At 45.7% G+C, this 23,179-nt stretch carries 32 protein-coding genes; 11 read left to right on the top strand and 21 right to left on the bottom strand.

Annotated elements, in window-relative coordinates; all coding sequences use genetic code 11:
- Positions 1-681 (top strand): MBL fold metallo-hydrolase, encoded by a 681-nt coding sequence (locus ACFPOF_RS27410; protein ID WP_378138577.1) that lies wholly within the window; start codon positions 1-3, stop codon positions 679-681.
- A 184-nt stretch (positions 682-865) separates the two neighbouring features.
- Here ACFPOF_RS27410 and ACFPOF_RS27415 read toward each other — a convergent pair whose 3' ends face one another.
- From ACFPOF_RS27415 to ACFPOF_RS27425, 3 genes are all read right to left on the bottom strand, one after another.
- Entirely contained in the window at positions 866-1,366 is a 501-nt protein-coding gene (locus ACFPOF_RS27415) for a DinB family protein (RefSeq protein WP_378138578.1), read from the bottom strand.
- Between the two features lie 536 nt (positions 1,367-1,902).
- Positions 1,903-2,613, bottom strand: a complete 711-nt coding sequence (locus ACFPOF_RS27420; protein WP_378138579.1) for a VanW family protein — start codon at positions 2,611-2,613, stop codon at positions 1,903-1,905.
- A 121-nt stretch (positions 2,614-2,734) separates the two neighbouring features.
- Positions 2,735-2,965, bottom strand: coding sequence for a winged helix-turn-helix transcriptional regulator (locus ACFPOF_RS27425; RefSeq protein ID WP_378138580.1), 231 nt, complete (start codon positions 2,963-2,965; stop codon positions 2,735-2,737).
- 149 nt (positions 2,966-3,114) lie between these two features.
- Between ACFPOF_RS27425 and ACFPOF_RS27430 the strand changes: the two genes are divergently transcribed.
- Positions 3,115-3,753, top strand: coding sequence for an NADPH-dependent F420 reductase (locus tag ACFPOF_RS27430; protein ID WP_378138581.1), 639 nt, complete (start codon positions 3,115-3,117; stop codon positions 3,751-3,753).
- 73 nt (positions 3,754-3,826) lie between these two features.
- Here the strand turns inward: ACFPOF_RS27430 and ACFPOF_RS27435 are convergent, their stop codons facing one another.
- Positions 3,827-4,270, bottom strand: a complete 444-nt coding sequence (locus ACFPOF_RS27435; protein WP_378138582.1) for a DUF2269 family protein — start codon at positions 4,268-4,270, stop codon at positions 3,827-3,829.
- Between the two features lie 118 nt (positions 4,271-4,388).
- On the opposite strand from ACFPOF_RS27435, the gene ACFPOF_RS27440 reads away from it, so the two are divergent.
- The 3 genes from ACFPOF_RS27440 to ACFPOF_RS27450 all read left to right on the top strand — a co-directional run bounded on the left by ACFPOF_RS27440 (position 4,389) and on the right by ACFPOF_RS27450 (position 6,053).
- Positions 4,389-4,721 carry a winged helix-turn-helix transcriptional regulator gene (locus ACFPOF_RS27440; protein WP_378138583.1) on the top strand — a complete coding sequence of 111 codons (333 nt, stop codon included), beginning with the start codon at positions 4,389-4,391 and terminating at the stop codon, positions 4,719-4,721.
- A 248-nt stretch (positions 4,722-4,969) separates the two neighbouring features.
- Complete coding sequence (locus ACFPOF_RS27445; protein WP_378138584.1) at positions 4,970-5,488, top strand: dihydrofolate reductase family protein; 519 nt, start codon at positions 4,970-4,972, stop codon at positions 5,486-5,488.
- A 136-nt stretch (positions 5,489-5,624) separates the two neighbouring features.
- Positions 5,625-6,053, top strand: coding sequence for a DUF421 domain-containing protein (locus ACFPOF_RS27450; protein WP_378138585.1), 429 nt, complete (start codon positions 5,625-5,627; stop codon positions 6,051-6,053).
- A 118-nt stretch (positions 6,054-6,171) separates the two neighbouring features.
- Here ACFPOF_RS27450 and ACFPOF_RS27455 read toward each other — a convergent pair whose 3' ends face one another.
- From ACFPOF_RS27455 to ACFPOF_RS27465, 3 genes are all read right to left on the bottom strand, one after another.
- Positions 6,172-6,888, bottom strand: coding sequence for a glycosyltransferase family 2 protein (locus ACFPOF_RS27455; protein ID WP_378138586.1), 717 nt, complete (start codon positions 6,886-6,888; stop codon positions 6,172-6,174).
- A gap of 28 nt (positions 6,889-6,916) precedes the next feature.
- Positions 6,917-7,618, bottom strand: coding sequence for a PIG-L deacetylase family protein (locus ACFPOF_RS27460; RefSeq protein ID WP_378138587.1), 702 nt, complete (start codon positions 7,616-7,618; stop codon positions 6,917-6,919).
- A 166-nt stretch (positions 7,619-7,784) separates the two neighbouring features.
- Positions 7,785-8,510: a glycosyltransferase family 2 protein gene (locus ACFPOF_RS27465; protein WP_378138588.1), complete on the bottom strand. Its 726-nt coding sequence runs from the start codon at positions 8,508-8,510 to the stop codon at positions 7,785-7,787.
- Between the two features lie 161 nt (positions 8,511-8,671).
- Between ACFPOF_RS27465 and ACFPOF_RS27470 the strand changes: the two genes are divergently transcribed.
- Positions 8,672-9,745 carry an ATP-grasp domain-containing protein gene (locus ACFPOF_RS27470; RefSeq protein WP_378138589.1) on the top strand — a complete coding sequence of 358 codons (1,074 nt, stop codon included), beginning with the start codon at positions 8,672-8,674 and terminating at the stop codon, positions 9,743-9,745.
- Positions 9,714-10,442 carry a PHP domain-containing protein gene (locus ACFPOF_RS27475; RefSeq protein WP_378138590.1) on the top strand — a complete coding sequence of 243 codons (729 nt, stop codon included), beginning with the start codon at positions 9,714-9,716 and terminating at the stop codon, positions 10,440-10,442. Before ACFPOF_RS27470 ends, ACFPOF_RS27475 begins: the two co-directional genes overlap by 32 nt.
- A gap of 3 nt (positions 10,443-10,445) precedes the next feature.
- Here the strand turns inward: ACFPOF_RS27475 and ACFPOF_RS27480 are convergent, their stop codons facing one another.
- Both ACFPOF_RS27480 and ACFPOF_RS27485 read right to left on the bottom strand, forming a co-directional pair.
- Positions 10,446-10,928 carry an SRPBCC family protein gene (locus ACFPOF_RS27480; RefSeq protein WP_378138591.1) on the bottom strand — a complete coding sequence of 161 codons (483 nt, stop codon included), beginning with the start codon at positions 10,926-10,928 and terminating at the stop codon, positions 10,446-10,448.
- 30 nt (positions 10,929-10,958) lie between these two features.
- On the bottom strand, positions 10,959-11,639 hold the full coding sequence (locus ACFPOF_RS27485; RefSeq protein ID WP_378138592.1) for a TetR/AcrR family transcriptional regulator: 681 nt from the start codon (positions 11,637-11,639) through the stop codon (positions 10,959-10,961).
- A 129-nt stretch (positions 11,640-11,768) separates the two neighbouring features.
- On the opposite strand from ACFPOF_RS27485, the gene ACFPOF_RS27490 reads away from it, so the two are divergent.
- Complete coding sequence (locus ACFPOF_RS27490) at positions 11,769-13,121, top strand: MATE family efflux transporter (protein ID WP_378138593.1); 1,353 nt, start codon at positions 11,769-11,771, stop codon at positions 13,119-13,121.
- Positions 13,122-13,534: 413 nt separating this feature from the next.
- Here the strand turns inward: ACFPOF_RS27490 and ACFPOF_RS27495 are convergent, their stop codons facing one another.
- Complete coding sequence (locus tag ACFPOF_RS27495; RefSeq protein WP_378138594.1) at positions 13,535-13,687, bottom strand: hypothetical protein; 153 nt, start codon at positions 13,685-13,687, stop codon at positions 13,535-13,537.
- A 155-nt stretch (positions 13,688-13,842) separates the two neighbouring features.
- On the opposite strand from ACFPOF_RS27495, the gene ACFPOF_RS27500 reads away from it, so the two are divergent.
- The 3 genes from ACFPOF_RS27500 to ACFPOF_RS27510 all read left to right on the top strand — a co-directional run bounded on the left by ACFPOF_RS27500 (position 13,843) and on the right by ACFPOF_RS27510 (position 16,077).
- A complete protein-coding gene (locus tag ACFPOF_RS27500; protein ID WP_378138595.1) occupies positions 13,843-14,157 on the top strand; it encodes a hypothetical protein in 315 nt (104 codons plus the stop codon).
- A gap of 505 nt (positions 14,158-14,662) precedes the next feature.
- On the top strand, positions 14,663-14,830 hold the full coding sequence (locus ACFPOF_RS27505; protein WP_378138596.1) for a YHYH domain-containing protein: 168 nt from the start codon (positions 14,663-14,665) through the stop codon (positions 14,828-14,830).
- A gap of 176 nt (positions 14,831-15,006) precedes the next feature.
- Positions 15,007-16,077, top strand: a complete 1,071-nt coding sequence (locus ACFPOF_RS27510; protein WP_378138597.1) for an SDR family oxidoreductase — start codon at positions 15,007-15,009, stop codon at positions 16,075-16,077.
- A gap of 50 nt (positions 16,078-16,127) precedes the next feature.
- Here ACFPOF_RS27510 and ACFPOF_RS27515 read toward each other — a convergent pair whose 3' ends face one another.
- The 11 genes from ACFPOF_RS27515 to ACFPOF_RS27565 form a co-directional block, all read right to left on the bottom strand.
- The gene (locus ACFPOF_RS27515; protein WP_378138598.1) at positions 16,128-16,499 is read right to left on the bottom strand and encodes a winged helix-turn-helix transcriptional regulator; all 372 of its coding nucleotides are present in this window, start codon (positions 16,497-16,499) and stop codon (positions 16,128-16,130) included.
- Positions 16,500-16,591: 92 nt separating this feature from the next.
- Positions 16,592-16,969 carry a type II toxin-antitoxin system death-on-curing family toxin gene (locus ACFPOF_RS27520; protein ID WP_378138599.1) on the bottom strand — a complete coding sequence of 126 codons (378 nt, stop codon included), beginning with the start codon at positions 16,967-16,969 and terminating at the stop codon, positions 16,592-16,594.
- Positions 16,966-17,139 carry a DUF2281 domain-containing protein gene (locus ACFPOF_RS27525; RefSeq protein ID WP_378138600.1) on the bottom strand — a complete coding sequence of 58 codons (174 nt, stop codon included), beginning with the start codon at positions 17,137-17,139 and terminating at the stop codon, positions 16,966-16,968. The genes ACFPOF_RS27520 and ACFPOF_RS27525 overlap by 4 nt, the downstream gene beginning before the upstream one ends.
- A gap of 154 nt (positions 17,140-17,293) precedes the next feature.
- Positions 17,294-17,605, bottom strand: a complete 312-nt coding sequence (locus ACFPOF_RS27530) for a DUF1963 domain-containing protein (protein ID WP_378138601.1) — start codon at positions 17,603-17,605, stop codon at positions 17,294-17,296.
- Positions 17,599-18,213, bottom strand: coding sequence for a DUF1963 domain-containing protein (locus ACFPOF_RS27535; protein WP_378138602.1), 615 nt, complete (start codon positions 18,211-18,213; stop codon positions 17,599-17,601). Before ACFPOF_RS27535 ends, ACFPOF_RS27530 begins: the two co-directional genes overlap by 7 nt.
- Positions 18,214-18,236: 23 nt before the next feature.
- Complete coding sequence (locus ACFPOF_RS27540; protein WP_378138603.1) at positions 18,237-18,656, bottom strand: hypothetical protein; 420 nt, start codon at positions 18,654-18,656, stop codon at positions 18,237-18,239.
- A gap of 30 nt (positions 18,657-18,686) precedes the next feature.
- The gene (locus ACFPOF_RS27545) at positions 18,687-19,295 is read right to left on the bottom strand and encodes a hypothetical protein (protein ID WP_378138604.1); all 609 of its coding nucleotides are present in this window, start codon (positions 19,293-19,295) and stop codon (positions 18,687-18,689) included.
- Between the two features lie 118 nt (positions 19,296-19,413).
- Entirely contained in the window at positions 19,414-19,881 is a 468-nt protein-coding gene (locus tag ACFPOF_RS27550) for a hypothetical protein (RefSeq protein ID WP_378138605.1), read from the bottom strand.
- A 205-nt stretch (positions 19,882-20,086) separates the two neighbouring features.
- Positions 20,087-21,466 carry an FAD-binding oxidoreductase gene (locus ACFPOF_RS27555; protein ID WP_378138606.1) on the bottom strand — a complete coding sequence of 460 codons (1,380 nt, stop codon included), beginning with the start codon at positions 21,464-21,466 and terminating at the stop codon, positions 20,087-20,089.
- 120 nt (positions 21,467-21,586) lie between these two features.
- On the bottom strand, positions 21,587-22,537 hold the full coding sequence (locus ACFPOF_RS27560) for a hypothetical protein (protein WP_378138607.1): 951 nt from the start codon (positions 22,535-22,537) through the stop codon (positions 21,587-21,589).
- Positions 22,534-23,091 (bottom strand): RNA polymerase sigma factor, encoded by a 558-nt coding sequence (locus tag ACFPOF_RS27565; protein WP_378138608.1) that lies wholly within the window; start codon positions 23,089-23,091, stop codon positions 22,534-22,536. Before ACFPOF_RS27565 ends, ACFPOF_RS27560 begins: the two co-directional genes overlap by 4 nt.
- Positions 23,092-23,179 lie beyond the last annotated feature (88 nt).

Genomic DNA, 23,179 nt, shown 5'->3' on the forward strand with positions numbered 1-23,179 from the left:
ATGGTTGCAACGCAAATCTCGCCAAACATCTGGAGCTTGAGAACGTGGGTGCTGATCCCAATTACCGTATGGGTAGTCGTGGAGGAGGATGGCGTCACTTTGGTCGATACGGGAATATCGCTGATGACCAGAGGCATTCTGAAATTCATCGAACGGCTGAAAGCCGGCCCGCTGAAGCGAATCGTGCTCACCCACGGGCATCCCGATCATGTCGGAGCGCTCAAAGCGATTCTGAGAAAACATCCGGTCCCCGTGTTCGCGCACAGCAAAGAACTTCCCTACCTAGAAGGCGAACTGCCCTATCACGCAGGCAAAAAACCGGTCGCGACTATGGGACGGGGGATGACTCGCATCTTCAACGAAAACGAGCAAGGGCATTTACAATCCATCGGAAGCTTAACGCCTTATTTTACGCCCGGACATTCGCCAGGACATGTCGTCTTCTACCACGAGAAGGATCGCGTCATGCTCGCGGGAGATCTGTTCTCTTCCAAGAAGGGCAAACTTCGCAAACCGCTTTTTACGCCGAACATGAAGGAAGTGCTGGAAAGCAGCAAGATCGTAAGCAAGCTGCATCCCGCTCGGTTGGAAGTCTGTCATGGCCATTCCGTGATGAATCCGGCGGATCAGTTAGAGGCTTATTTCGCGAGTAATGGCAGCAAAAAAACTACGACGGCATAACGAACGATGTACTTTCGGATGGCGTTTCCCCACCGGAAAAAATCGCCGCTATGCTCACCTCGAAGGGGAGAGTCCGCCAAGTAACGGATAATACTGCCGCTACTAAAGGCAAGAGGGCGTGCCGGAAAAGGGCTGCTTCCAGCACAAGAGACCCGAGAGCTAATCTCGGGTCTCTTGGCTAAGATTACTTGCCGAGTTCGTCGGCGGTCGGGCCGTAAACGCCAGGAACCGGCTGGTCGAGCAGACGCAAGTACACGCCAAGCTGTGCACGGTGGTGAACCATGTGGCTCATGCCCATCGTGCGGAATGCAATCGCCTTTGGCTGGACGACCATGATGGTATCTCCGCGACGAAGAGTCCAGTCCGAAGACAGCGCCGTTTCGTCAATGGCGTCCAGTGCCCGATCGAGCTCCCTAATGTTCGTGTCGAATTCGCCCAACAGCGCTTCGCGACTCGTTAACGCAGATCTCCGAGAAGACGTGATCGCCAGGTCAATACCCGGATCGCGAAGAATGCTCAGTTGCCAATTCAATAAGTTGACGAGATGCGTCGCCAGTTCCCCGAGGGCAAACGACTTCGCGTGCGGTCTCCAACCCAGATGTTCATCCGGCACATTTTCTAACAGCCGACGCGTCCCCGCCCACTCATGCATGACATCCCCGACCACTAGAGCTTTATTTAACATCCGCTTGTCCCCCTATTGAGTAAGTTGTAATGTCCTGACCTGCCTAAAATATCCTGTTGGTACAAGCATAATCGAAGGTTTTTTATTTGTAAAACATAGCAGAGGGCCTGAACAGGGCAATCGCTTGCGAAAAACGTGTGCCTGTGTTCGGACGGGGCTCGGGTGGGGCAGTTGCTCGAAAAAATCGAACAACTCGCTCTCGGACGGGGCTCGGGTGGGGCAATTGCTCGAAAAAATCGAACAACTCTCCCTCGGACGGGGCTCGGGTGGGGCAGTTGCTCGAAAAAATCGAACAACTCTCCCTCGGACGGGGCTCGGGTGGGGCAATTGCTCGAAAAAATCGAACAACTCTCCCTCGGACGGGGCTCGGGTGGGGCAGTTGCTCGAAAAAATCGAACAACTCTCCCTCGGACGGGGCTCGGGTGGGGCAGTTGCTCGAAAAAATCGAACAACTCTCCCTCGGACGGGGCTATCAGGATCAAGATACGGACGTGCTCATAGCGAACATGGTGCGTAAATGGCTGCATTCTTGAACGTTAGCTTAGGCGAAAAGGCTGATAGACTTCCTTCTTCGAATAAGTCAATTTTTCTTGACCTGCATCTGGGCATAAATACCGGCGTGTCCACACCATGCAGCCATTGCGGTACTTGTGCCCTTCTTCGACGCGAGGCAGGATTTCTTGAATTATTTCATTGTCAATCCTGACCGTTCCCGCGAGAGGGACTGGCGAATAGAGGCGGCAAGTTAACTGTAAGCTGTCAAAATCAAAGGCCGTTTTTACGACAATATCACCATCATGCGAATTCAAGAGCTTAAGATCTTTGCGACCATATACATAGGCTGCGTCTCCCCCGAGATGAATGAAACGTGAATCTCCCCACATGTCGGTGCTATGATTATGCTTCTCAAGAATAGAAAGATTGGCCTTCAATGCCGCATCGAAAATCAAAGTAGCAACCGCACAAACGCTGCCGCCGTTGGAAAAGACAACCTCGCCGTTAACAATAACCGGGCCTTCTTGAAACCCCAGCTTACCCGAGGTGTCCTTAAAAAACCTGCGCAGGGAAAATACCCGGTTTGGTTCGATCAATACGTCATCCAAGAGAGTACATGCAGTATGCATGTTATGGAAGCGACGGGCGTTAATCTCATCTTTCCCTTCCCAGCGTGACATCTGGATAATAGATTCAGAGAGGACCGCGCAATTCACCAGCTCATAATCAGCATTAACCTTACGAGTAGTCATTCGAAACAACCAGCCGCGCAATAAGCTTCTCAGATTATCTGTGAGTAATCTTGCTTTAAGCCACCTGACTTGCGTGCGATCTCGGCTTCGGAGCATCAAGATCCTCCTGGGGAAATTTATTCTACGGCTTAGAAAAGATATGCTTCTCGCCCCATTCGCTCATCTTATCCAGAAATACAATCATGGATCGTCCTGCCGCAGTCAACCTATACTCTACTCTTGGTCTTGGTTCCGGATACGATTTCCTTTCCACTATTCCGTCTCGCTCAAGTTCACGAAGCTGCTCTGTAAGTATTTTTTTCGTACTTTCCATCTCCCGCCTAACATCGATAACACGCCCTCTACCGGGCACTCATTGAGTTGGGCAGGCATATTTTCCCACCCCCTTTCTAACATTATATACCATCGCTTAAGCAAGCGGTTGGGATACTAAAAAGTGCCTAATTGTACTCATGATTTACAGTCCATATAATCACCTGTAGAAGGGAGAGGGTGATCCGAATGAATATTGGTATTGTTGGGGCGGGGAATGTCGGCAAGATTTTGGGCAAAGGATTAGTCGCAGCAGGTCATTGCGTCGCGATCAGCGGTCGTGAGCCTCACGATCCTAAACATTTGACTTGGAAGCAGGAAGTAGGGGCATCCGGGGATATTACATCGTTTAATGAAGCAGCGCTGTTTGGTGAACTCATTATTGTAGCCCTTCCATGGTCCTGCTTAAAAGATGTGGTTGAAACCATTAATCCTATCTACTGGAAAAATAAGACAGTCATTGATATCAGCAATGCCGTTCATTTTGATGGCGGACTACGTTTACAGCTTGTCGATACATCGGCAGGAGAAATCGTCCAACAGTTGTTGCCGGAAAGTCATGTTGTTAAAACGCTGAATAACGTTAACGACAAGATTATGGTCGATCCCAAGTTCAATGACGGGACACCTCTTATGTTTGTATCTGGAAACAACCCTTCATCCAAAAATCAGGCCCAGACTCTTCTTAAAGACCTTGGTTGGTCCACGATTGTTGACTTGGGCGACATTAGACAAAGCCGATTGCAAGAATCCATTATGGTTGCGTGTGTAATTAGTGAAATTCAGTTACAGTCGCCTGGATCGGCATTTGCTTTACTGCAATGTTGATTTATTAACGATTTGGCCCCTTTAAAACAAACAAAACTGACCATTTATAGAGGGTCAGCTTGAACGACTGGTCTCATGGTTTGAAAACCATGAACACAATCGAGATGAGAACGGCGAGATTAGCGACCGCTTCCAGCCAGAAGGAGCGTCTACGGCTCAGTCGGTACGCCTCGGGCAGATCGTCGCTCTGCGTCTGCTGCAGCAGCTTAAGCTGCTGCTTGATACCGGCAGGAAGCAGTACGGCAAAGATGATCACTATGACCAAGAATAAGACAATCGACGCCACATACCACAGTTCTTGGAACAATGAGGATTCTTGGAAGCCAAACACAAGACCCGTAAGAAACAACAGCGTGCCACCGAGCTTGGGCAGGATCGCTGCCTTTTCCAGCAAGCCAAGCGCGAACTTGGCCTGGCCCACTGTCCTTGCGCCGCTCATGATTAAGGGGTAACAGATGACTGCGGCTATAGCTACCACTGCGGCTATGATATGGACGGATAGTAGGTAATTATACATGGATTGTCTCCTTCTTATGTTCAATCTGATTGACTTCATTGTATAGCGGTTGTAACATCCTGTTAAGAACGCACTTTAAAGTAATGCACTTACTAATAAGTAAGGGACTGATCGATCATTGATTCATCAGCGCGAATGTCCAATAGAGACCATCATTCATGTCATGGGCGGAAAATGGAAGCCGATGATTTTGTGGAATTTGGCGGAGTCAGCTAAGCGATTCAGCGATCTGGAGAAGCTCATCCCCGATGTTTCCCAGAAGATGCTTGCACAGCATCTTCGCGACTTGGAACATGAAGGCATCATTGAAAGAACTGTGTATCCCACCAACCCTCCGAAAGTAGAATACTCCTTTAGTGAATATGGCAAAACATTGCTCCCCGTAGCAGAAGTGATGTGTGCTTGGGGAGACAATCACAATGAGCGTAAACGAGAAGCTCCTGCGTCTTAGAGCTCTTTCGGACATAACGTAATCGTAAAAAGACCCCGTTGAGGGGTCTTTTTCGTATGGCCCCAAGCTACGCCAGACTGGATCTATCCGCGCTGTTACCAATAGTTCATTTTTTTGAAACTATTGCACTTAAATGTAACTGCTTTTCAAAAGTGCCATACGCCATTTATGATGAAATCAAGCCAAGGGAAAACATCCCAAGCCGCTATCCGAACATTATCGAACCGAATATTAGGAGGAATATAACAATGAAAACAGTACTATGGGCAACATTAACCGCTAACGGCAATTACGCACAATCCGGACCTGAAAATCCGCCGAAAAAGGAAGCATTGGATGACTTCTTTACACAAGTCAAAGCAACAGGGAATTTCATTGTCGGGCGTAGGACATTTGAAGGCATGCGCGGCAACGGCGGACCAGGACCCTTCGCCGATATCGATATCGTTGTCGTCTCTAAGAGCGCAACGGAAATCCCAGGAGTAACGGTTGTAAGCTCGCCGGAGGAAGCCTTGAAATACCTGGAACAGAAAGGTCATCAGACCGCTCTGATTAGCGGCGGTGCGGACATCCACAATTCCTTCCTGGGCCAAGATCTTGTGGACGAAGTGATTTTTAATGTAGCGCCTGTGATGGAAGGCAGAGGATTGAATCTGTTAATCGACAAAGAGAACTACCTATACAAACATGTACAACTGCTGGACTGCAAGCCACTCGGCAGCGGCGTCGTTCAATTACGCTATGCGCTTGATCGGGCTGTTTCCTGAGATGGATGAAGAGAAAACCAGGGCATCCATTTCGGATGCCCTGGTTGCATAATATAGGAACTCATAAAATTTTCATCCGTAGCCTATCCTTATAATGGAAACAACCGGTTAATAAAACGGCAAGGGGCTTCGGCATATGACGTATGGAGAAATTCTATTTCGCACGGCAGCGTCCTTCATTGCTTTGCTTGTATTGACTCGTCTGCTCGGCAAAAAACAAGTCGGACATCTCACGTTCTTCAACTATGTTACGGGCATCACCCTCGGCTCCACCACCGCCGAGATCATCGTCAACAACCACATCACGCTGCTGCAAGGAATATCCAACCTAATCCTGTGGTCGCTCATGGCGTTCATTATCGCATTGATGGGGTTACGCTCAGTTAAAACGCGCGAGATTCTCGATGGCCAGCCTACGATCCTGATCAAACAAGGAAAGATTCTGGAGAAGGCGTTGGCTAAGCAACACCTCAACATCGACGATTTATGCATGATGCTTCGGAATAGGGACGTCTTCTCCCCCACAGAAGTCGAATTCGCGATTCTCGAACCGGATGGAAACTAAGCGTGTTGAGAAAAGAAGAGCTGCAGCCTGCGACGAAAAAGGATCTACAAATCACCGTTCAGCCAATACACAGCATCCCGACGGAACTTATCGTGGACGGCAAAATCGAACAAGGGGTTCATACCCGCCGATCCGCCCATTTGCGGAAGCGAACCGTTCTTGCAACAAACACGCTTCCTTTCATCACCGCTTTGTCGCTTGCTTTCCAGGTATGGCTATTTTTATTTTTTCTTCGAATGCCTACGAAATTGTAAGGCGAAGTGGCGAACAGTCTATACCCCTTAGCGCGGCTTCTCCGAATAAAATCTGTATCTTCTCCGAGAGTCCGTGAAGCAAAACGAATGCGTCTGTATAATCGTCTCCTGAACAGCAGCGTACCTCCGGCCACATCTTTCACGAATTTATTTTTTCGAGAAGGCGTTGTAATGACGAGGAGACGCTTTCCTTCAAAAAATTTCAAGTGAGCTCCTTTTCCGACGATTCCGGCCCCTGTACGATGCAACGCTCTTACCTGCTCTTTTAAATAATTGGGCGAGTAGTAGTCATCGTCGTCAAACTTGGCGATGATTGAATATTGGGCTTTTCCAATTCCGTAATTCAAACAACTGCCCAATGAAAGCTTTTCCGGCCTTTTATAAACTTTGATATTCGAAAATGGGGAAGCCTCTCGGCGGTATTTGGCCAGGTTCATGCTGTCTTTGTTTAATACGATGATAAGCTCCTTTGCTTTGTACCGTTGCCTTCTGAAGTTGGCGATTAAGTTTCTGAAAAACAGCGGACGATTCGTGCAAGTAATCACCGAAACCCCGTTTCCACGCCTAACGTGCACACTCATAATGAACTCCTCCCTAAGGTCCACGAGCTTATCCTTGAATTCGAATAACCTCAAATGCTTCTGCAAATTCCTCGTAAATCTGATTGCCGCGAAATTTGGCTTTATGGAAGAGGCTTTCAGGATGAACGGGGTGACGTATGGAGCCTAGCTGAGTCTTGTAAGCCTCCAATGCTTTCATTTTGAGACTGATTTCCTCTTCCGTAAGCGGAATAAAAAGATTAGGTTGAAAGGACAGTTCCCCGTCGGTCTCATAAACCAAGATGGTGCCGTTCCAGAAGTACGGTCGGGCCGCCGCTATCGCTGCTCGATGAAGAGCTTCGTGGTCTTGATGTTTGGTGATGGATGGGATGTATAAAACAGTTGGACGAAACTCCTCGATATGGCGTTCAATATCGGCAACCAGTGCGGCTCGGGGGATACGGTCGAGCTTGCCATCGTAAAGCTGTTTGCCGGAAAGATCCGGGTAAAGGATATGATAGTCCGCCACCCCAAGCAGACGCATCGCTTCTATGAATTCAAATATCCTCCTTTTCCCACTATAGGTGCCGTAGCCGCTTTCTTCCCTGCTGTAGCGTTTGGAGTCGCTTAAAGTCAGGGAGGCGATAACGGTTCGAACCGAACTGCCCTGACTTAAATATTTCTGTATGACACCGGCGCAGCCAAGCGTCTCATCATCTGCGTGAGGGGCTAAAACAAGCACTCGCTGCAAGGAGTAGAGAAAAATCCCCATATCATGACACCCCCTTCGAGTTTTGAATCAATCCGAATACTTTATGAAACGATAGAAGTAGATTCCTATGTAAAAACCCTATTTCTTATCAATTTGTTCGCTTGTCCAGTGCATAAAAATAGCCCTCGAGCGTACTCGACGGCCTGTTTCTCTCGTGCAAGCGCTCCTATTTGATGGAGTTCAATGGACGGTCCACGAATTTTCGGTAGGTCGTGCAATTCTTTCGAACAATGCGCGTTTGCCGATGACGGATAAATTCCCGATCGCTTACTTTCCAGGTATGTGAATTCTGTTGCTTTCGCCGCAATGCGCAGAAATTATATTTGTCCCCTGCATAAAGCTTAAAGCCTTTCCGCCGACAGTCCCGGCAAAACTTCACATCTTCTCCAAGGGAGAGGTTGGCGAATTTCACCTTATTCCACACGCTCTTCTTATAGGAAATCGTTCCGCCCGCCAGAATGCCGACAAAACGTTTTTGCGTGTAAAAGCGCTGCAGCAGCATCTTACTACCGCTTAAGTGGATGAAATACGCGCGTTTACCGACAAGTGCTGCCTTTGAATTACTAAAAGAACGCATGATGCCGGTCAGGTAATAAGGCGCATAATACTCATCATCGTCCATCCTGGCGATATAGGGGTGCTTGGCTCTTGCAGAAGCAAAGTTTAAGCATTGTCCTAATGACCGCCGACCTGGTAGCTGAAACACGCGGATATTTTTAAATTTGGAAGCCATAGCCTGAAATCGTCTGATATCGGCCTTGTCCTTATTCAATACAATGATCCATTCCTTGTTCGGCCACGCTTGTCTGCGGTAATTTGCAAACATATGCTTCAAAAAATGAGGTTTGTTCGTGCTCGTGATTACGGTCACGCCGGTTGGAGCTTTTTTCAATTTATCACCCCTTATTCGTTATGCGTTACAGTCTATGGCCGTGGATTAAGCGATTCCTATGCTGTAACCTATTTCTGCTTTTAATAGGTGCTCGTCCGAATCCAATTGATCCAGGCGGTGACTATATTAGAGATAAAAAGCGAGTAGGTGCGTGAAGATAGATGAAACCAATCATCCGTATTCTCTTAACGGGTGCCGGATCCCCTGGGGCTCCAGGCGTCATTCAGTCGCTGAAAAAAAGCGAGGACTATAAGATCTACATTGTCGGCGTTGACTGCAATCCGAATTCCGTCGGGTTCCACATGACAGACCGGCATTATGTCGGACCGAAGGCATCGGAGGAATCATTCATCCCTTTTATCGAACATATTTGCAAGAAAGAAAAAATCGATGTGCTCTTCTCGCTTGTGACGGACGAATTGATCAAGCTCGCGGAGCATCGGGATGTATTCAGTCGATCGGGTACGCGAATGAACCTGTCATCTGTCCCTGCATTACAAACCGTAATTAATAAAGGAGTACTCTATACGGCCCTGCAGAAGATGGGGATCGCCGTCCCCTCGTTTCAAGTCACCTCATCTGCCAAGCAGTTCAGAAAAGCTCTAACAGCGTTGGGGTACCCGGAACAGCCGATCTGTTTTAAGCCAACGATCTCTGACGGAAGCCGCGGCTTCCACATCCTGGACGACCGAGTTGACCGCTTCGAGCTGTTGTTTCGACAGAAGCCAACGTCTGTTTATATCAGCCATTCCGAGCTCCTTCGCATCATTCAAGGCAGAAAGGAATTTCCGGAAGTGCTGGTGATGGAATATTTGCCCCATGAGGAGTACAGCGTGGATGTGTTAGCAGAGAATGGGCAGGTTGCGATTGCTGTCCCCCGACTTAGGGAAGCAACCGTAGGCGGGATTTCCACCAAAAGTCTCATTCGTCAAGATCAAGACATTATCGACTACGCTACCATGGTAGTGGAGCGCCTGGCGTTACATGGCAATATCGGGATTCAAATCAGAAGAGACCGGTCACATCAACCTAAAATCGTGGAGATCAACCCTAGAATGCAGGGAACGATAGTTCATTGCACGGCGGCGGGGATCAATCTGCCGGTTCTGGCCGTTAAGCAGGCTTTAGGCGTGTTGCCGCTGCATCTGGATTCGAAAGTAAAATGGGGAACTCGGATGGTTCGGCATTGGAAGGAGGTTTTCTATGATGCTGATGGATCTTCATACACACTCTAACTTTTCGGATGGGAAAAATACACCGGAAGAAATGATTCAAACTGCGGTCGAGCTAGGCTACGAGGCAGTCGCGATCACTGACCATGTATGGAGAACAAGCGCTTGGGTGCCAGATTACGCAGAGCATCTAGAACAGCTGAAGGCCAAATTCCGCGGATTAATCCAAGTTTATTCCGGCATTGAAGCCAAAGTTTTAACTTTGGATGGGGATATCGACGCCGATGCGTCCTTCCGTCCACTGGTGGATCTTGTCCTAGGCTCCTTTCACCGCATACCAAAGCCCAATGGTTTTTACTCGAAGACGAGCGATGCCCACATTCCTCGGACCGAGATTGTGGAACATTGGCTCGTCTCCTTCCGCCGTATGCTGGACAACCCGCTGGTGGACATTATTGCCCATCCATTATCTGAACTCAAAGGCTTCGGTATTCAGAAGGATCAGATTCCGACAAAAGAACTCGTTGATCATATCGCAGCATCCGGTAAAATCCTTGAGATAAACGTTCGATACAATTCTGTCGACGAACCGATCATTCAAATGGCCGCGGAGCAGGGTGTCCCCCTCATTGTCTCTTCCGACAGCCATTCTGCGATCGACATGGTCAACAATAGCGTGCTTGTCAAAGACCTCTCCAATCGAGGCTTCCAGCGGGTTGACATCGAGCGCTACATTCGTAATAGAAAACATCGTTTCTGAAAACTAACCATTATTAAGCGAATTCATCATTTGAGTGTATTCCTTGTACCATTTTTCCCATTCGCTTTTACGTGAACCAAACGTCGTCTCATCCAATAAAGCTTTGACGACATCCAGACAGACATGCCAACCGGCAAGATCTTTGGGTGTATGGCTGGTTATCTTATTCAGCTTTTCAATTAAGACCAGCCTGCACCCTTCTGATTCCGGATACAGTTCAAAGCGAACTTGGTCTTCTCCCCACGTGTATTCCAACACGGAATGCAGCCTGAGCTCGATAATTTTCAGTTCCTTAAACGTACCGTCTTGCATGTTAAACTTAATAACTCCACCTTCGCGAAGGTCATCTACTTCCAACTCGGAAAACCATTGCTTTAACTTGTCGTTTTCCGTAAGCGAAGACCACACCTTCTCCACAGAATGCTTCAGATGACGCTCAAACCGCGCGACATATCCACCCTTCGTTTGTTGCAAAGTGGCTAACATGATTTCCCTCCTCTTAGCGCTTTGTCGATATTATTTCTCTTGCTCCTTTATCACTTGCTCGATCCCCAGCAAAATCAACCTCAAACCGAACTCAAACGCCGTGTCGGTCCCCATCAACTCGAACAGCCCGTTCGTGAACATCCTCCGGAACAGTCCCGCTTCCGCATCGCCCATCGTGTCCAGAAGGCGGATCATGTCTTCACCCGGAAGCACTTTATTTTCTTTAACGATAGCGGACACATTGCGCTCATGCTGATAATGGTCCAGAACGAAGTAGAAGACATAGTTCATAAGCGTAGTTGCCACTTGCATTTTCTGATCTGGCTTCAGCGGCGTCGATTCCACGCAAAGCAGCATACGGTTCGTGAACCGTATGATATCCGGCTCATGGGGCAGCGTCATCATCATGAGCTGCGTGGAGCAAGGATATCGGCTAAGCACGCGCCGCACCGTGACTGCCAGCCCCGTTAGCTGCTCCTTCCAGTCCCCATCGGAGTGAAACTCCTCCAGGATCATTTTCGAGACATGGTTGGCCAGACGCTGGTATAGATCTTGCTTGCTTTTGAAGTACCAGTACAGAGAGGGCGCCTGAATGCCAAGACGGTCGGCTAATCGCCTCAAGCTGAATTTCTCGATGCCCTCCTCCCCCAGAAGTGCCCATGAGGCTTCCACAATCTTATCCTCCGAAATTTGAGGCTGCTGCTTTTTCATCGGAATCCGCCCTTTTATCTAACAGTGTAAGTTTGTTGTTTACAGGTTCATGACTCCATGATATCATCTAACACTGTAAGGTTCAAACTAACACTGTAAGATAAACAAAAGAAGAAAGAAGTGATCCGCATGGATGCACAAAACCTCCACTATTTTGAAAAAGCGCCGGTCGCTAAAGCCGTAGCTCACTTCGCCGTACCGATGATGTTAGGCACGTCAATGAGTGTCATCTACTCCATCTTGAATGCCTATTTCCTTGGCACACTGGGCAATACGTCCATGTTAACCGCACTTGCACTCACCTTGCCGCTATTCGCGATCATTATGGCGCTAGGCAACTTGATTGGCATAGGCAGCGGCACCTTCATCTCCCGTTTGCTCGGAGAGAAGAAATACGACGATGTTAAACATGTGTCTTCATTCGCTTTTTACAGCAGTCTAGTTCTCGGTCTCATCGTGATGGCCGTCGGCCTCCCATTCATCGATCCGATCGTTCACGGTTTGGGGGCAACACCTGACTCCTTCGGCTTCACGAAGGACTATGTCACGGTTATGCTGCTTGGCTCGCCGTTCGTCGTCTTATTCTTCACGCTGGAGAATATCGTTCGCTCAGAAGGAGCGGCTATTACGTCCATGATCGGTATGATCCTTAGTGTTGTCGTAAACATTATTCTCGATGCGTTAGTCATCTTCGTGTTCCATTGGGGCGTCATTGGCGTGGCTTCTGCTACTGTCATCTCCAACTTGGTGGCAAGTGCCTTCTATGCTTTCCATATGGGATATAGAAGTCAATTTCTAACCGCCTCTATAAAATGGTTCAAAGCAAGCGCGGATATGATGAGCAATGTATTCAAAATCGGGGTTCCCGTCTTTATTATGAGTATTTTCTTGGGCGCTATGTCGCTCATCTTTAATCATTTTCTGGTCGAGTATGGAGATCCGGCCGTGGCCGCTTATGGCATTTCGTCGCGTTTACTGCAATTCCCCGAGTTTATTCTGATGGGGTTATGCGAGGGTGTCGTGCCGTTGATCGCTTTCTCTTTTACAGCGAACAAATTACGGATGAAGCATACCGTTGGTTTTACCATCAAAGTGATTGTGGCGTTAGCAGTCGTGTTCGGCATCATCGTCTATCTGATATCCGATCATTTAATTGGTTTATTTACAAATGATCCGCATCTCATTGAAATGGGCAGCTACATTCTGCATGTCACGTTCTTATCCTTGTTCATCACAGGAATGACCGCGTTGTTTACGGGGATCTTCCAAGCGACAGCGCAAGGAACCGCCGCTTTCATTATGTCCGTCATTCAAGGAATTACGCTGATTCCTGTGCTCTTCATCTCCAATCGAATGAGCGGCTTTCACGGAGTAGTCTGGTCGCTCGTCATCGCGGATGCCGTCGCCTTCCTTGTCGGCGCTATCATGCTGTATATTCTGCGGAACAAATTGCAGCCGGATTTGGATAGTTTGGTGCAGTAGATCATGCAATGGCAGGATCTGTGCACTTTGTTTTCCATCGTGACTGTTATGCTTGGATTTCCCAGGGCACAAGCTCTATCAGTTACAGCCAACTCATGGGGCTGGAAAGAAATTGCTGTGGATACCACACACAGTTTGGGCTGTGGGCTTATTTCCTGATTCCTCTTCGTCCACCGCAGAAAGCGGCTTGGCATTGCAAAAGAATAAGCATGGACGTGGCATGATTGGCGCGTCTCCACCCCGTCAATCAAAGGCGGCTGAATAGCCTGCTACCGTCTCCGTAAACGAAAAGGGTGCGGCCGAGACCGCTCCCACTGATAACATCTGTTATTCAATTAGGTCGGGCAACTCGTCACCTTCAAAAAGGGGACGAATCGCCCGCGAACTGTGAGGTTTCCAGAATATAAACTTTCTTAGCGCGAAATCGAGAAACTTGAAGCAGTAGCGGTTGACGTTATGCTTGATGGAGCATTAGAAATTTGAAATCCACTTGCAGCTGCTGACGATACAACCCCGAGTAAAGCCATTGTTGCCAGTGATACAGTAACCCATTTCTTCTTCAGCATCTTCCTACCATCTCCTATAATTTAGTATTTTCTGGTACAATCAATATACTAGCTAAGATAATGTTATATATTAAACCTTCTATCAAAAGGAAAAATTTCTATTTTTATGTGTTATAGATATATATATATCCAAAATACATGGAATGGTGCTATTGATGAATAAGCTGCTAACAATACTTTGTTTATGTGTTTTGATCGTTGGCTGTTCCCCTAATTCCCCTAAAGATAAAGAAATCAAAGATACCACCATTCTCACTCAGAACGAGGCTCAAGAGCTGATAGCCAAAAAGTATGATGTTGCCACAAAAGAAATAAAAGTTAAAGAAATAGAAAAGCGAGATCTCTCGTACAACGTAAGTTTTCTAAAATTGAAGAACGGAAAATGGGAGCCTGAAAGTCCCGGTGTTTATTTAGCACTAATCAAGAAAAATAGCGCCGGTGAATATATTGTCGATGTGCCAATATTTTAAGTATTTTACTGTTCAGTTGCACACCTATCATCTGTTTTTCTTACAAACGCAAAGTACTTTATTGTGTAATGACTAGGCATTCAGCTCCTATTCCGTTATGCTCTTGGCTATTGTAGCGCTTTTTCCGTCTACGCAAAGGGAGCGGCCGAGACCGCTCCCACTGATAACATCTGTTATTCAATTAGGGCGGGCAACTCGTCGCCATTATCTATCCCACGTAAAACAAAAACGCCGCCGGCGAAGGTACTCCTTGATTTCCTCCATGACCGCGGCATAGCTGCTTTGTACGCGCCCATCCGATGAAGCGCCTCGAGCGCATTGACTTGAACTTGAGCTTGCTGTAATCGAATCGCCCAGGCAATAAAATGAAAGGGGAAATATTGGCAAATCATCAAGCAAAATATGACAATCGGTATTGATGATATGTCGTTTAAACGATAAATTAGTAATAAAGACTCATAAATAGCAAATCCCGGAACCGACCCGGAGTTAAAATGGTGAAAACATGAAAAAAATTGTGGCTTTAAGCATAGCAATTGTTTTGTTGTTCAGCTCTGCCTCTTCTGCTCTTGCTCATTCTGGTAGGTTAGACAAAAACGGCGGGCATAATTGCTCTGCGAAGTCTAAGGCTAAAGGATTATGTACGGGTTACCACTATCATAAGAAGAAATAGGAAGAACTCCGCCGTTCAATGATCCCCTCGGAACACTCGACTAATAACGACGGGGTTAGTGTTATGCTGTTGGGGCAAATGTTACTTTCAAGTAACTATATGAGTTCAAAGTGCGTACTTTTCACCAGCTTTCCTCCCTCTCATAATAACCGTTATAAGAGAAGGAGGAATGCCCTATGGAACCAAATGAAATCAAAGCAAATAAGACCGCTCTTGTCGTTGGAGCTAACGGAGTGATCGGACGGAATCTCATCGACTATCTGATGACACTTCCTGAATGGAACATTATTGGCGTTTCACGACGAGGCGGAGAGGACGTTGGCCGTTTACGGTATGTGGCGGCAGACTTGCTTAATGAAGAGGATACGTTAGCAAAACTGGGCGGGTTAACTACAGTCACACATATCTTCTATGCCGCTTATCAAGACCGCCCTACATGGGCCGAACTGGTCCCGCCTAACCTAGCCATGCTTGTGAACGTGGTCAACGCGATCGAACCGATTGCCCCGAACCTTGCGCATATCAGTCTAATGCAAGGCTATAAGGTGTACGGCGCGCATCTCGGTCCCTTCAAAACGCCGGCGCGGGAGACGGATGCCAACCATATGCCTCCCGAGTTCAATATCGACCAACAGCAATTCCTTGAACGACGTCAACCGGGAACCGCGTGGACCTGGTCGGCTCTTCGTCCGTCAGTCGTTAGCGGCTTTGCATTGGGAAATCCAATGAACCTCGCGATGGTGATTGCGATTTATGCTTCCATGTCCAAGGAGCTCGGCCTGCCGCTTCGTTTTCCCGGGAAGCCAGGTGCTTATAACAGTCTGTTAGAAATGACTGATGCGAACTTGCTAGCCCGCGCTACAGTCTGGGCGGCAACTGATGAACGTTGCGCGAATCAGGCATTTAACATTACGAACGGCGATTTGTTCAGATGGAACGAGCTTTGGCCGAAGATCGCGGCATTTTTCGAATTAGAGACCGCCCCTCCGTTACCAATGTCTTTAGAGGTAGTCATGGCTGACAAGGAAGCGCTCTGGAACTCCATGGTGGAGAAATATGATTTAATGGAGAATAGCTATAAGGACGTTTCTTCCTGGCGGTTCGGGGATTTCGTGTTCTCATGGGATTACGACTTTTTCTCCGACAGCTCGAAATCTCGCCGTTTCGGCTTCCATGAATTCGTCGATACGGAAAAGATGTTTATGGACATCTTCGAACAATTCCGCAAGCGCAAGGTGATTCCATAACTTAGGGATAGTCGTACCGGTTCCTTCTTTCCAGGGACCGGTTTTTTTGCTCATTCGTCCGATTGCGGCGGTTCGAATAACACCTTGCCTCTAGTGCCGTATACCTTCTCGATATGCGTATCGCCCCATCTGCACATGAGATGAAGGATTTCTTTCAGGCTCCAACCATAGTCCGTCAGCTCATATTCGACCTTCGGCGGAACTTGATTATAAGAAATACGGAACACGACTCCATCGTCTACCAGTTCAGCTAGCTGCTGAGTCAGTACTTTTTGCGTTATGGCAGGCATCAGACGCATCAGCTCACTATTACGCCTTTTCCCAAACGTAAGATGGAACAAAATAACCGGCTTCCACTTACCTCCGATTACTTCAAGAGTGGCCTCTACCGCAGTGTTATAAATTTTATCGGGCTCCTGCATAATCTGAAATTACCCCCTACTGATTCCGCTCTCTGCTGCTGCCAGTTACTTTTCGACCGGACCGAGGAGCGTAAATAAGAGACATCAAGCTGCTACACTTGATGCCTCATTATCCATGCTTCTATATCCTTTTCATTAAACTTACCTTCTGCAGTTCTTAATCCGACTTCAATTAGCTCTTGTTGTGTATACATAATTCCTAATCCATTTATTTTAATTAGGAGTAACATTACTGCAACTCCAATCCGCTTGTTACCATCAACAAATCCATGGTTTTTAATCAATGAATATGTAGTCACAGAGATCTTTCTAATGATTCCAATATACAAGTCTTGTCCATCAAAAGTTTGATTCGCTTTGTTAATCGCACTTTCAAGTAACGAACGATCTCTTACTCCATGTGATCCGCCAGTACTTGTAATAATCTTCTCATGGAAAAGAAGGAGCTGCTCAACAGTGATTGTCTTCACTTAGCCAGCTCCTTCAGGGCTTCTTGGTTTTCAATTATTATGGTATCCATTACGGACTCTAAAGATTGATTGGATTTTGATTTAAGAAATTCAACAAAATCAAGCACTTCAATTTTCTTGTCTTGGGGTAATGAAATAAAATCCTGAAGTAATTTCTCTTCAAGGCTCATTGGAATACCTCCATTCCTATCTTACATTATACACCAAGAAGCTCTGTGGCTTAACATCCGCTCTTACGGATTATAATTAGCCTTTGCTGGTATTTCAGCGTAATAACGCTAATGCGTTCACGACGTCCAACCGACTTAGACTTTTTCCGAGAACCTAGGCTCCTTCGCGTATAGTGGTTACACCTTCAAAATATAAATTTTTCAAATCATCATCTTTAATCCAAAAATAAAGTCTTCCAGTATCATCCCATTCCATATTAGTACTGTCTTCTGAATCAATTTGAAGAAGGAGCCTCCAACCCTCGCCCTTGTATTCACCCTGAACAGAATCATGATACCCATAAAGTCTATTCATTCCTACATGGAATTCCGAAGTGTAGCCATCTATATATTTTTTCGAGAAATTTTCTTTGAATACTTCCCAGTACTTATCGTAATTTTTATCACCCCAAGATAACCCTAGCACTCATTTACTTCAAAAGAATCCGACTCGGGAACACTCCATTCAAGTCGAGGTGTAACTCCCGCGCTAAAAAACTGCAATTCTTTCGATAGTTTTTCAGGTGGTTGAGTTCTTATCAAATTATCCATTTCTCCGCCGTAAAATAGAACTTTTGAAGTTTTAGGGTTATCATCAAAATCTCCATCCATATACATCGCTTCGGGATAGGTTGTATAAAAGAAATAAATGATACCTTTAGTTGGTAATTTATCATCATCCGCCTGAATGTTAGGCATTTCATGCAAATTGATCTGTGCAATAAATGACATGGGATACTCTTTCCAATACGGCCATTCCATATTTGCAGGCAAGTCTGGTTGGCCCCCTAGTTTAGTTTGGCCAATTGCTAATTTTTCCTCTGACTCTCTTTCCGTTATTAAACGGATAGATGGCTTGATCATTCTTTGAAACTTTTCTGAATAATCTTCTAGCCCTGCTTTATGAAACATAGACAAAATATCTACTTTCGCATCCATTGCTGAGCTCGCCTCTTCATTATTAATTGCGTATTTCTTGCCACATCCGGATAAAATCAAAATAGATATTACCAAAAAGATTTGTATACTCTTCAATTTGCTCCTCCTAATAGCTCGAACTAGCTTTCGAAATCTTGTTTAAGTACTTTGAAATATAAATTTACATTGTCTTCTGGTCCATTCATAATTCTCTTAAATATTTTTGCGGGTGGGTATATTTCAGATTCCCCGATTTTAATAGCAATTGCATTCTCAAATGCATTGCTCTTAACCCACTCTCCGCCCAAATGTCTGATTATTGTTTCCCCTATGTACCCACCCCAGACCTTTGCCATTTGATTGATTTGCTCTTCAGATGGCCCTTTAGAGAAGAACTTTTTGAGTCCTTTGGGAATTCCTTGATGATAAATTTCGAGAATTTGATCTAATTTGAACATGCTTTCTTCAGAAAAATCTAATTCAACATTTAGCTGTTTTGCGAGATCTATAGCATCCTCTGAATAAGCACGCATCATGTCAGCGACAGTAAACTGAGTCATAGTCATTCTCCTTGAAGTAGAATGTCACAATCAATTATTTAAATCATGTTTTTCATACTTATTAATAAGTTCTTTATCATCTATATCTTCAAACCAATCAGACTTAATCCATAGAGGGATTTCCAATAAATTTTGAAGCTCTTCAACCGCTTGTTCACAATCTTCAATATTCAAGATTTCATTTAATTTATTTATAAATTGATAGCCAATGTGTTGAGACAAAACACTTATGTCAGCACACTTTTCTTCTAGTCCATAAACTTCTCTAGTTTCTTCTGAACACCATATATGTCCGGTTTGCAATTCCCCATTCAAAAAGAGATTCAATTCAAAAAGATCATCATCAAAATAGGAGATCGTTAAGATCGGAGAACTTATATAACTCGAAAGTTCTTCTCCAAATGCTTCAACTTCTCCCCAATTAAAAGAATCATTCAATACACTTATCCAACCTGGCCTTAATTCACCTAGGTAATAAATGTTCTTAATTTTATTTAATTCTAGTATCGATTCAAAACCTGAATACATTTCGGGATTATAATTTGTTTGTGTTCTACCCGAAGAAATATCTTTTAATGCAGAAGTAACTTCGTTTTTATTATTAGTTATGATATGAATGTTTCCGAATTTAGTCCCCACAGAAATACCTCCGGATGATAAGATGCATTAAATTCCGATGAGCCGGACCGAGGGGCAAATGACCCAAAGAGTGAACATAGTGTTACACGCTGCCCAGCTTCATTGAATCGCCTTCAATTCATTCCTTGACTATCTCTTCAGGCATTATCCAGTATTTATTTGTCTCATTATTCAATTTTAAATGAACTGTTTTTTGTTCACCTTTCTTCAGTCGTTTGTAGCTTGTCCCCATACTGTAGATACTTCTTCCTGGTATTAATTGCAATCCGCTCACTTGTCTATTGTTATGTACTACAAAATATTCGTTAGCTTCAATTTCACTTCCCTCAATAAGATTATTAGAAGTATTATTCCATTTGATGTTTAAAATCCTTATTTTAGTAGAGACTTTATCTGCAATAATGTTTTGTTTACCTGTTCCTTCAACTAAAACTTCTGCATCAGCCTGCACTTGAAAGAAATCATAGATACCTAATTCTTTGTTCGTTCGATCAAGCACTATTAATTGATTCAATATTAAATATGTCCCGATGATTCCGAATAAAGTTAGTGATAACATAACTAATATTTTTCGCTTGAGCGTCATCGAATTCCCTCCAATATCTTTATCGAATTCGCGGGGTTGAGTATAAACGCCAAATTCACGAATCCCCGCTATAGACCCTGCATCAGAATCTAATCACCTTTTCCCAAGCATACCACACCATGGAAAATAGTGGTCGATATTCTAGCTGCGAAAACCGAAAACCCCCGGAACCCAAGGTCCCAGAGGCTTTGCAATCCCTATATGATCATTTCCTCACCGATTTACCCACTGGAATACTTTGAGCAAAACGAAACACATTATGCGGGTCGTACTTTCGTTTCACCTGCTTCAATCTGCCGAAGTTCACGCCATAATACGCCTTAGGCCAGTTCTTAATCTGCAAATCGGGAAAGTTCACATAATCCCCATTAACAAAGGGGCGTAACGCTCTGCGGAACCTTTCCACCCACTGAATATTCCGCTGCTGCTCCCCGTTGTTCCTCCAGCGGGCTGACAGTTCGTAGATGGTCTCCGCCTTCCGATGAGGATAGGCCGTTGCAGTCGTCGATACTCGACTCACTGCGCTTCCTGCACCGCCTAAGCTCTGACTCCACACGCTGGCATGCTTGTTGGGTGCTCTGGATAGAAAGTCGCGAATGATTCGTACCCCTTCACGAGGCAAGGGTTGGAACCTGTAAGCTCCGGTTATTTTAAACCTCGGCTCCAAATTTAAGTCCGACTCGGCAAAAAAGCGGGTGGCTTCAATAAAAGGCACTGTCTTCACCATCACCTTCACCGGAGTGCCTGCTCGGAGGAGCGGTCTGATCAACAGACGCAACTCCTCTGCACCGCCTAGCAATTGCCCGGTAGATAAAATCGTTCCCACCTGCTTGGCTGCTACCTCTATGGTTGAAGTTAAGCGGTTCGTGACAGACGGGGCCCAGCGCTGCCACACCGGTAACACCTTCTCAAGATCAGCCCATTTCCACGTAATGCTGTAAATAGAAACCGATGAAATCGGTCTAACTCGAAAAGTATAAGCTGTAGCAATGCCGAAGTTCCCTCCCCCGCCGCCCCGCGATGCCCACAGCAGATCGGAATGTTTCCTCTTGTTTGCCACAATCGTCTTTGCCCCATAGCGCCCCGAAGCTACGACCATCTTTACTTGTTTTAAGTTATCGCACGTAAGTCCATATTTGCGTGACAGAAGTCCAATGCCGCCTCCCAACGTTAGCCCGCCTACGCCTACGTCGGGCGCAGTTCCAGCCGGGAGTGCCACACGCTTATTCCACAGCTTTCTGTACACACGGGCAAGCGGATTTCCCGTCTGTACGGTTGCCAGCAACTTTTTGCGATCAACTTTAACCCGATTCATCTCGCTGACATCAATAATAATACCGCCGTTTACAGTCGAAAAGCCTTCATAGCTGTGCCGCCCGCTGCGCACTCGCAGCCGTACGCCCCGCTCACGAGCCCATTTGACTGCGTTGATCACATCCTGGGTTCGTCTGCAGAAAACAATGACCCTAGGAAATTTGGAAAAGCGCCTATTGTACTCCATTCTGGCCGCATTGTAGGACGGATTGTCCGGAAATACGATCCTTCCGGTTAATTGTGTACCTGTCTTTTTCCGGGTTTGGGCCATTTATTTTACACCATCCCTTTTCAAGGCATAAGCCTTTCTCATCAGCTTATTTCTATGTAGGGACACCTGACCTAGCAACGGCAAACGCCTTGTTCGCGTCCTGTTTGATCCGTTCCGCCATCAAGGCTTATGAAGTTCTTTTACTTCCATTTCCTTTTTATCAAACCGATACGCTACAGAAACACTTTTTATAATCTCGGTATTCTCGTATGCAAGGGAGCCCTCGAACTCTAAAGTTTCATTGTCACTCCACACTAAATGATCTACGTAACTATAATTTTCATGATCCGTGCGAATCCATATATTTAATCCTTGCTGTGCACCATATTTGACTCTTGCCGATTCAACTAGCTCCGGACTTCTCATTCCCTCTTCAACGTTAATAATTTGAACGAAATTGCTTTTATTAGAGCCTGTTACGATCGCAACTAACTTGTGATTCGGTGAAGGAATCATTTTTGTCACATACATGGACGGTGCAGTAAATCGGGTATACTCTTCAAGTACGTTATCTTTTATTCTCCAAATGACATTTTGACTGCCGTAATCCGAGTAATTGTTAAACAGGGTGAATATCATACTTCCGTCTGCCAACTTCACAATATAAGGACTCTTATAGCTTTTGGACAAAATATCTATGGCAAAAATAGCCGCATCGGCAATCTTGGGATTATCGTTCCCCGAAAACGGTTGAAGCTCTTTTAATGCTCGTTCCCTCAACGCGGGATCATTAAAACATTCCACCAACCTGTTAATGGAAATATATATATACTCATCATTGTCGCTTCTTAGAGCTTTTAGAAATTTCTCCGCATCATATTGAGTAGCAGGCAATAACTCCATGTCTTCCGCCGTTAAATAACGTATGTAAGGTTCAGCGGCTTGATTTTTATAATATTCTCTGGCAAACAAAACCGTGGAGGTCGAACTGTACAGGACAAGACAGGCAACCAGAATAACCCACTTTTTAGACATTCTTTTTTTCCTCCCCTCTATTCCGCTTTGCCCGGCCTCTTCAATTAGGTTTTCATCAATTAATCCAATCGCCCTGTATAACTCTTCCCTTTTCACAGGCTAACCCCCTCTTGCGCTAAATGAGCTCTGAGTTTATTTCTTGTCCGAAATAATATGGACTTCGTTTTGCTACTACTGATGTTAAACCTCTTGGAAAGCTGATCTATGGAGTCTGAATACCAATACCTCCTGATGAATAAATGTCTGGCTTGCTCATCTATTGCTAATAAAAATTGATTGATTAAATTGGCCACCTCACCTGCTTCAAACCCTGTCTCTGCTGTCTCAGGGGAGGCTAAACATCCTTCTAATTCCGTTAGAATGACTTCAAACTCCCGATTACGTTTTTTCGCCGTATTGTAACCATGTTTATCAAGCGCAATATTCCGTGTGATTCTTCCTAGAAATACAGAAAACTTCCTGGGCCTATTAGGCGGTATCGCATGCCAGGCAGCCAAGTAGGTATCATTCTCGCATTCTTCAACATCTGAATGATTAGAAACAATGTTTCTGGCAATCGCTTTGCAGTACGCCCCGTATTTATTCTTGGTCTCTACAAGCGCCTGTTGCGAGCGCTGTAGGTATAGGTGGATTATCCCCTGGTCCTCCATCCGACATCTCCCTTCATCCCCTAACTATATAGTAGAACGTTCGTCGAATCGGTTGCACCTGCACTATACTTTTCAATAAAAAAATACT

The sequence above is a fragment of the Cohnella soli genome (assembly GCF_042655525.1).
In the GTDB taxonomy this organism is placed as follows: domain Bacteria; phylum Bacillota; class Bacilli; order Paenibacillales; family Paenibacillaceae; genus Cohnella; species Cohnella soli.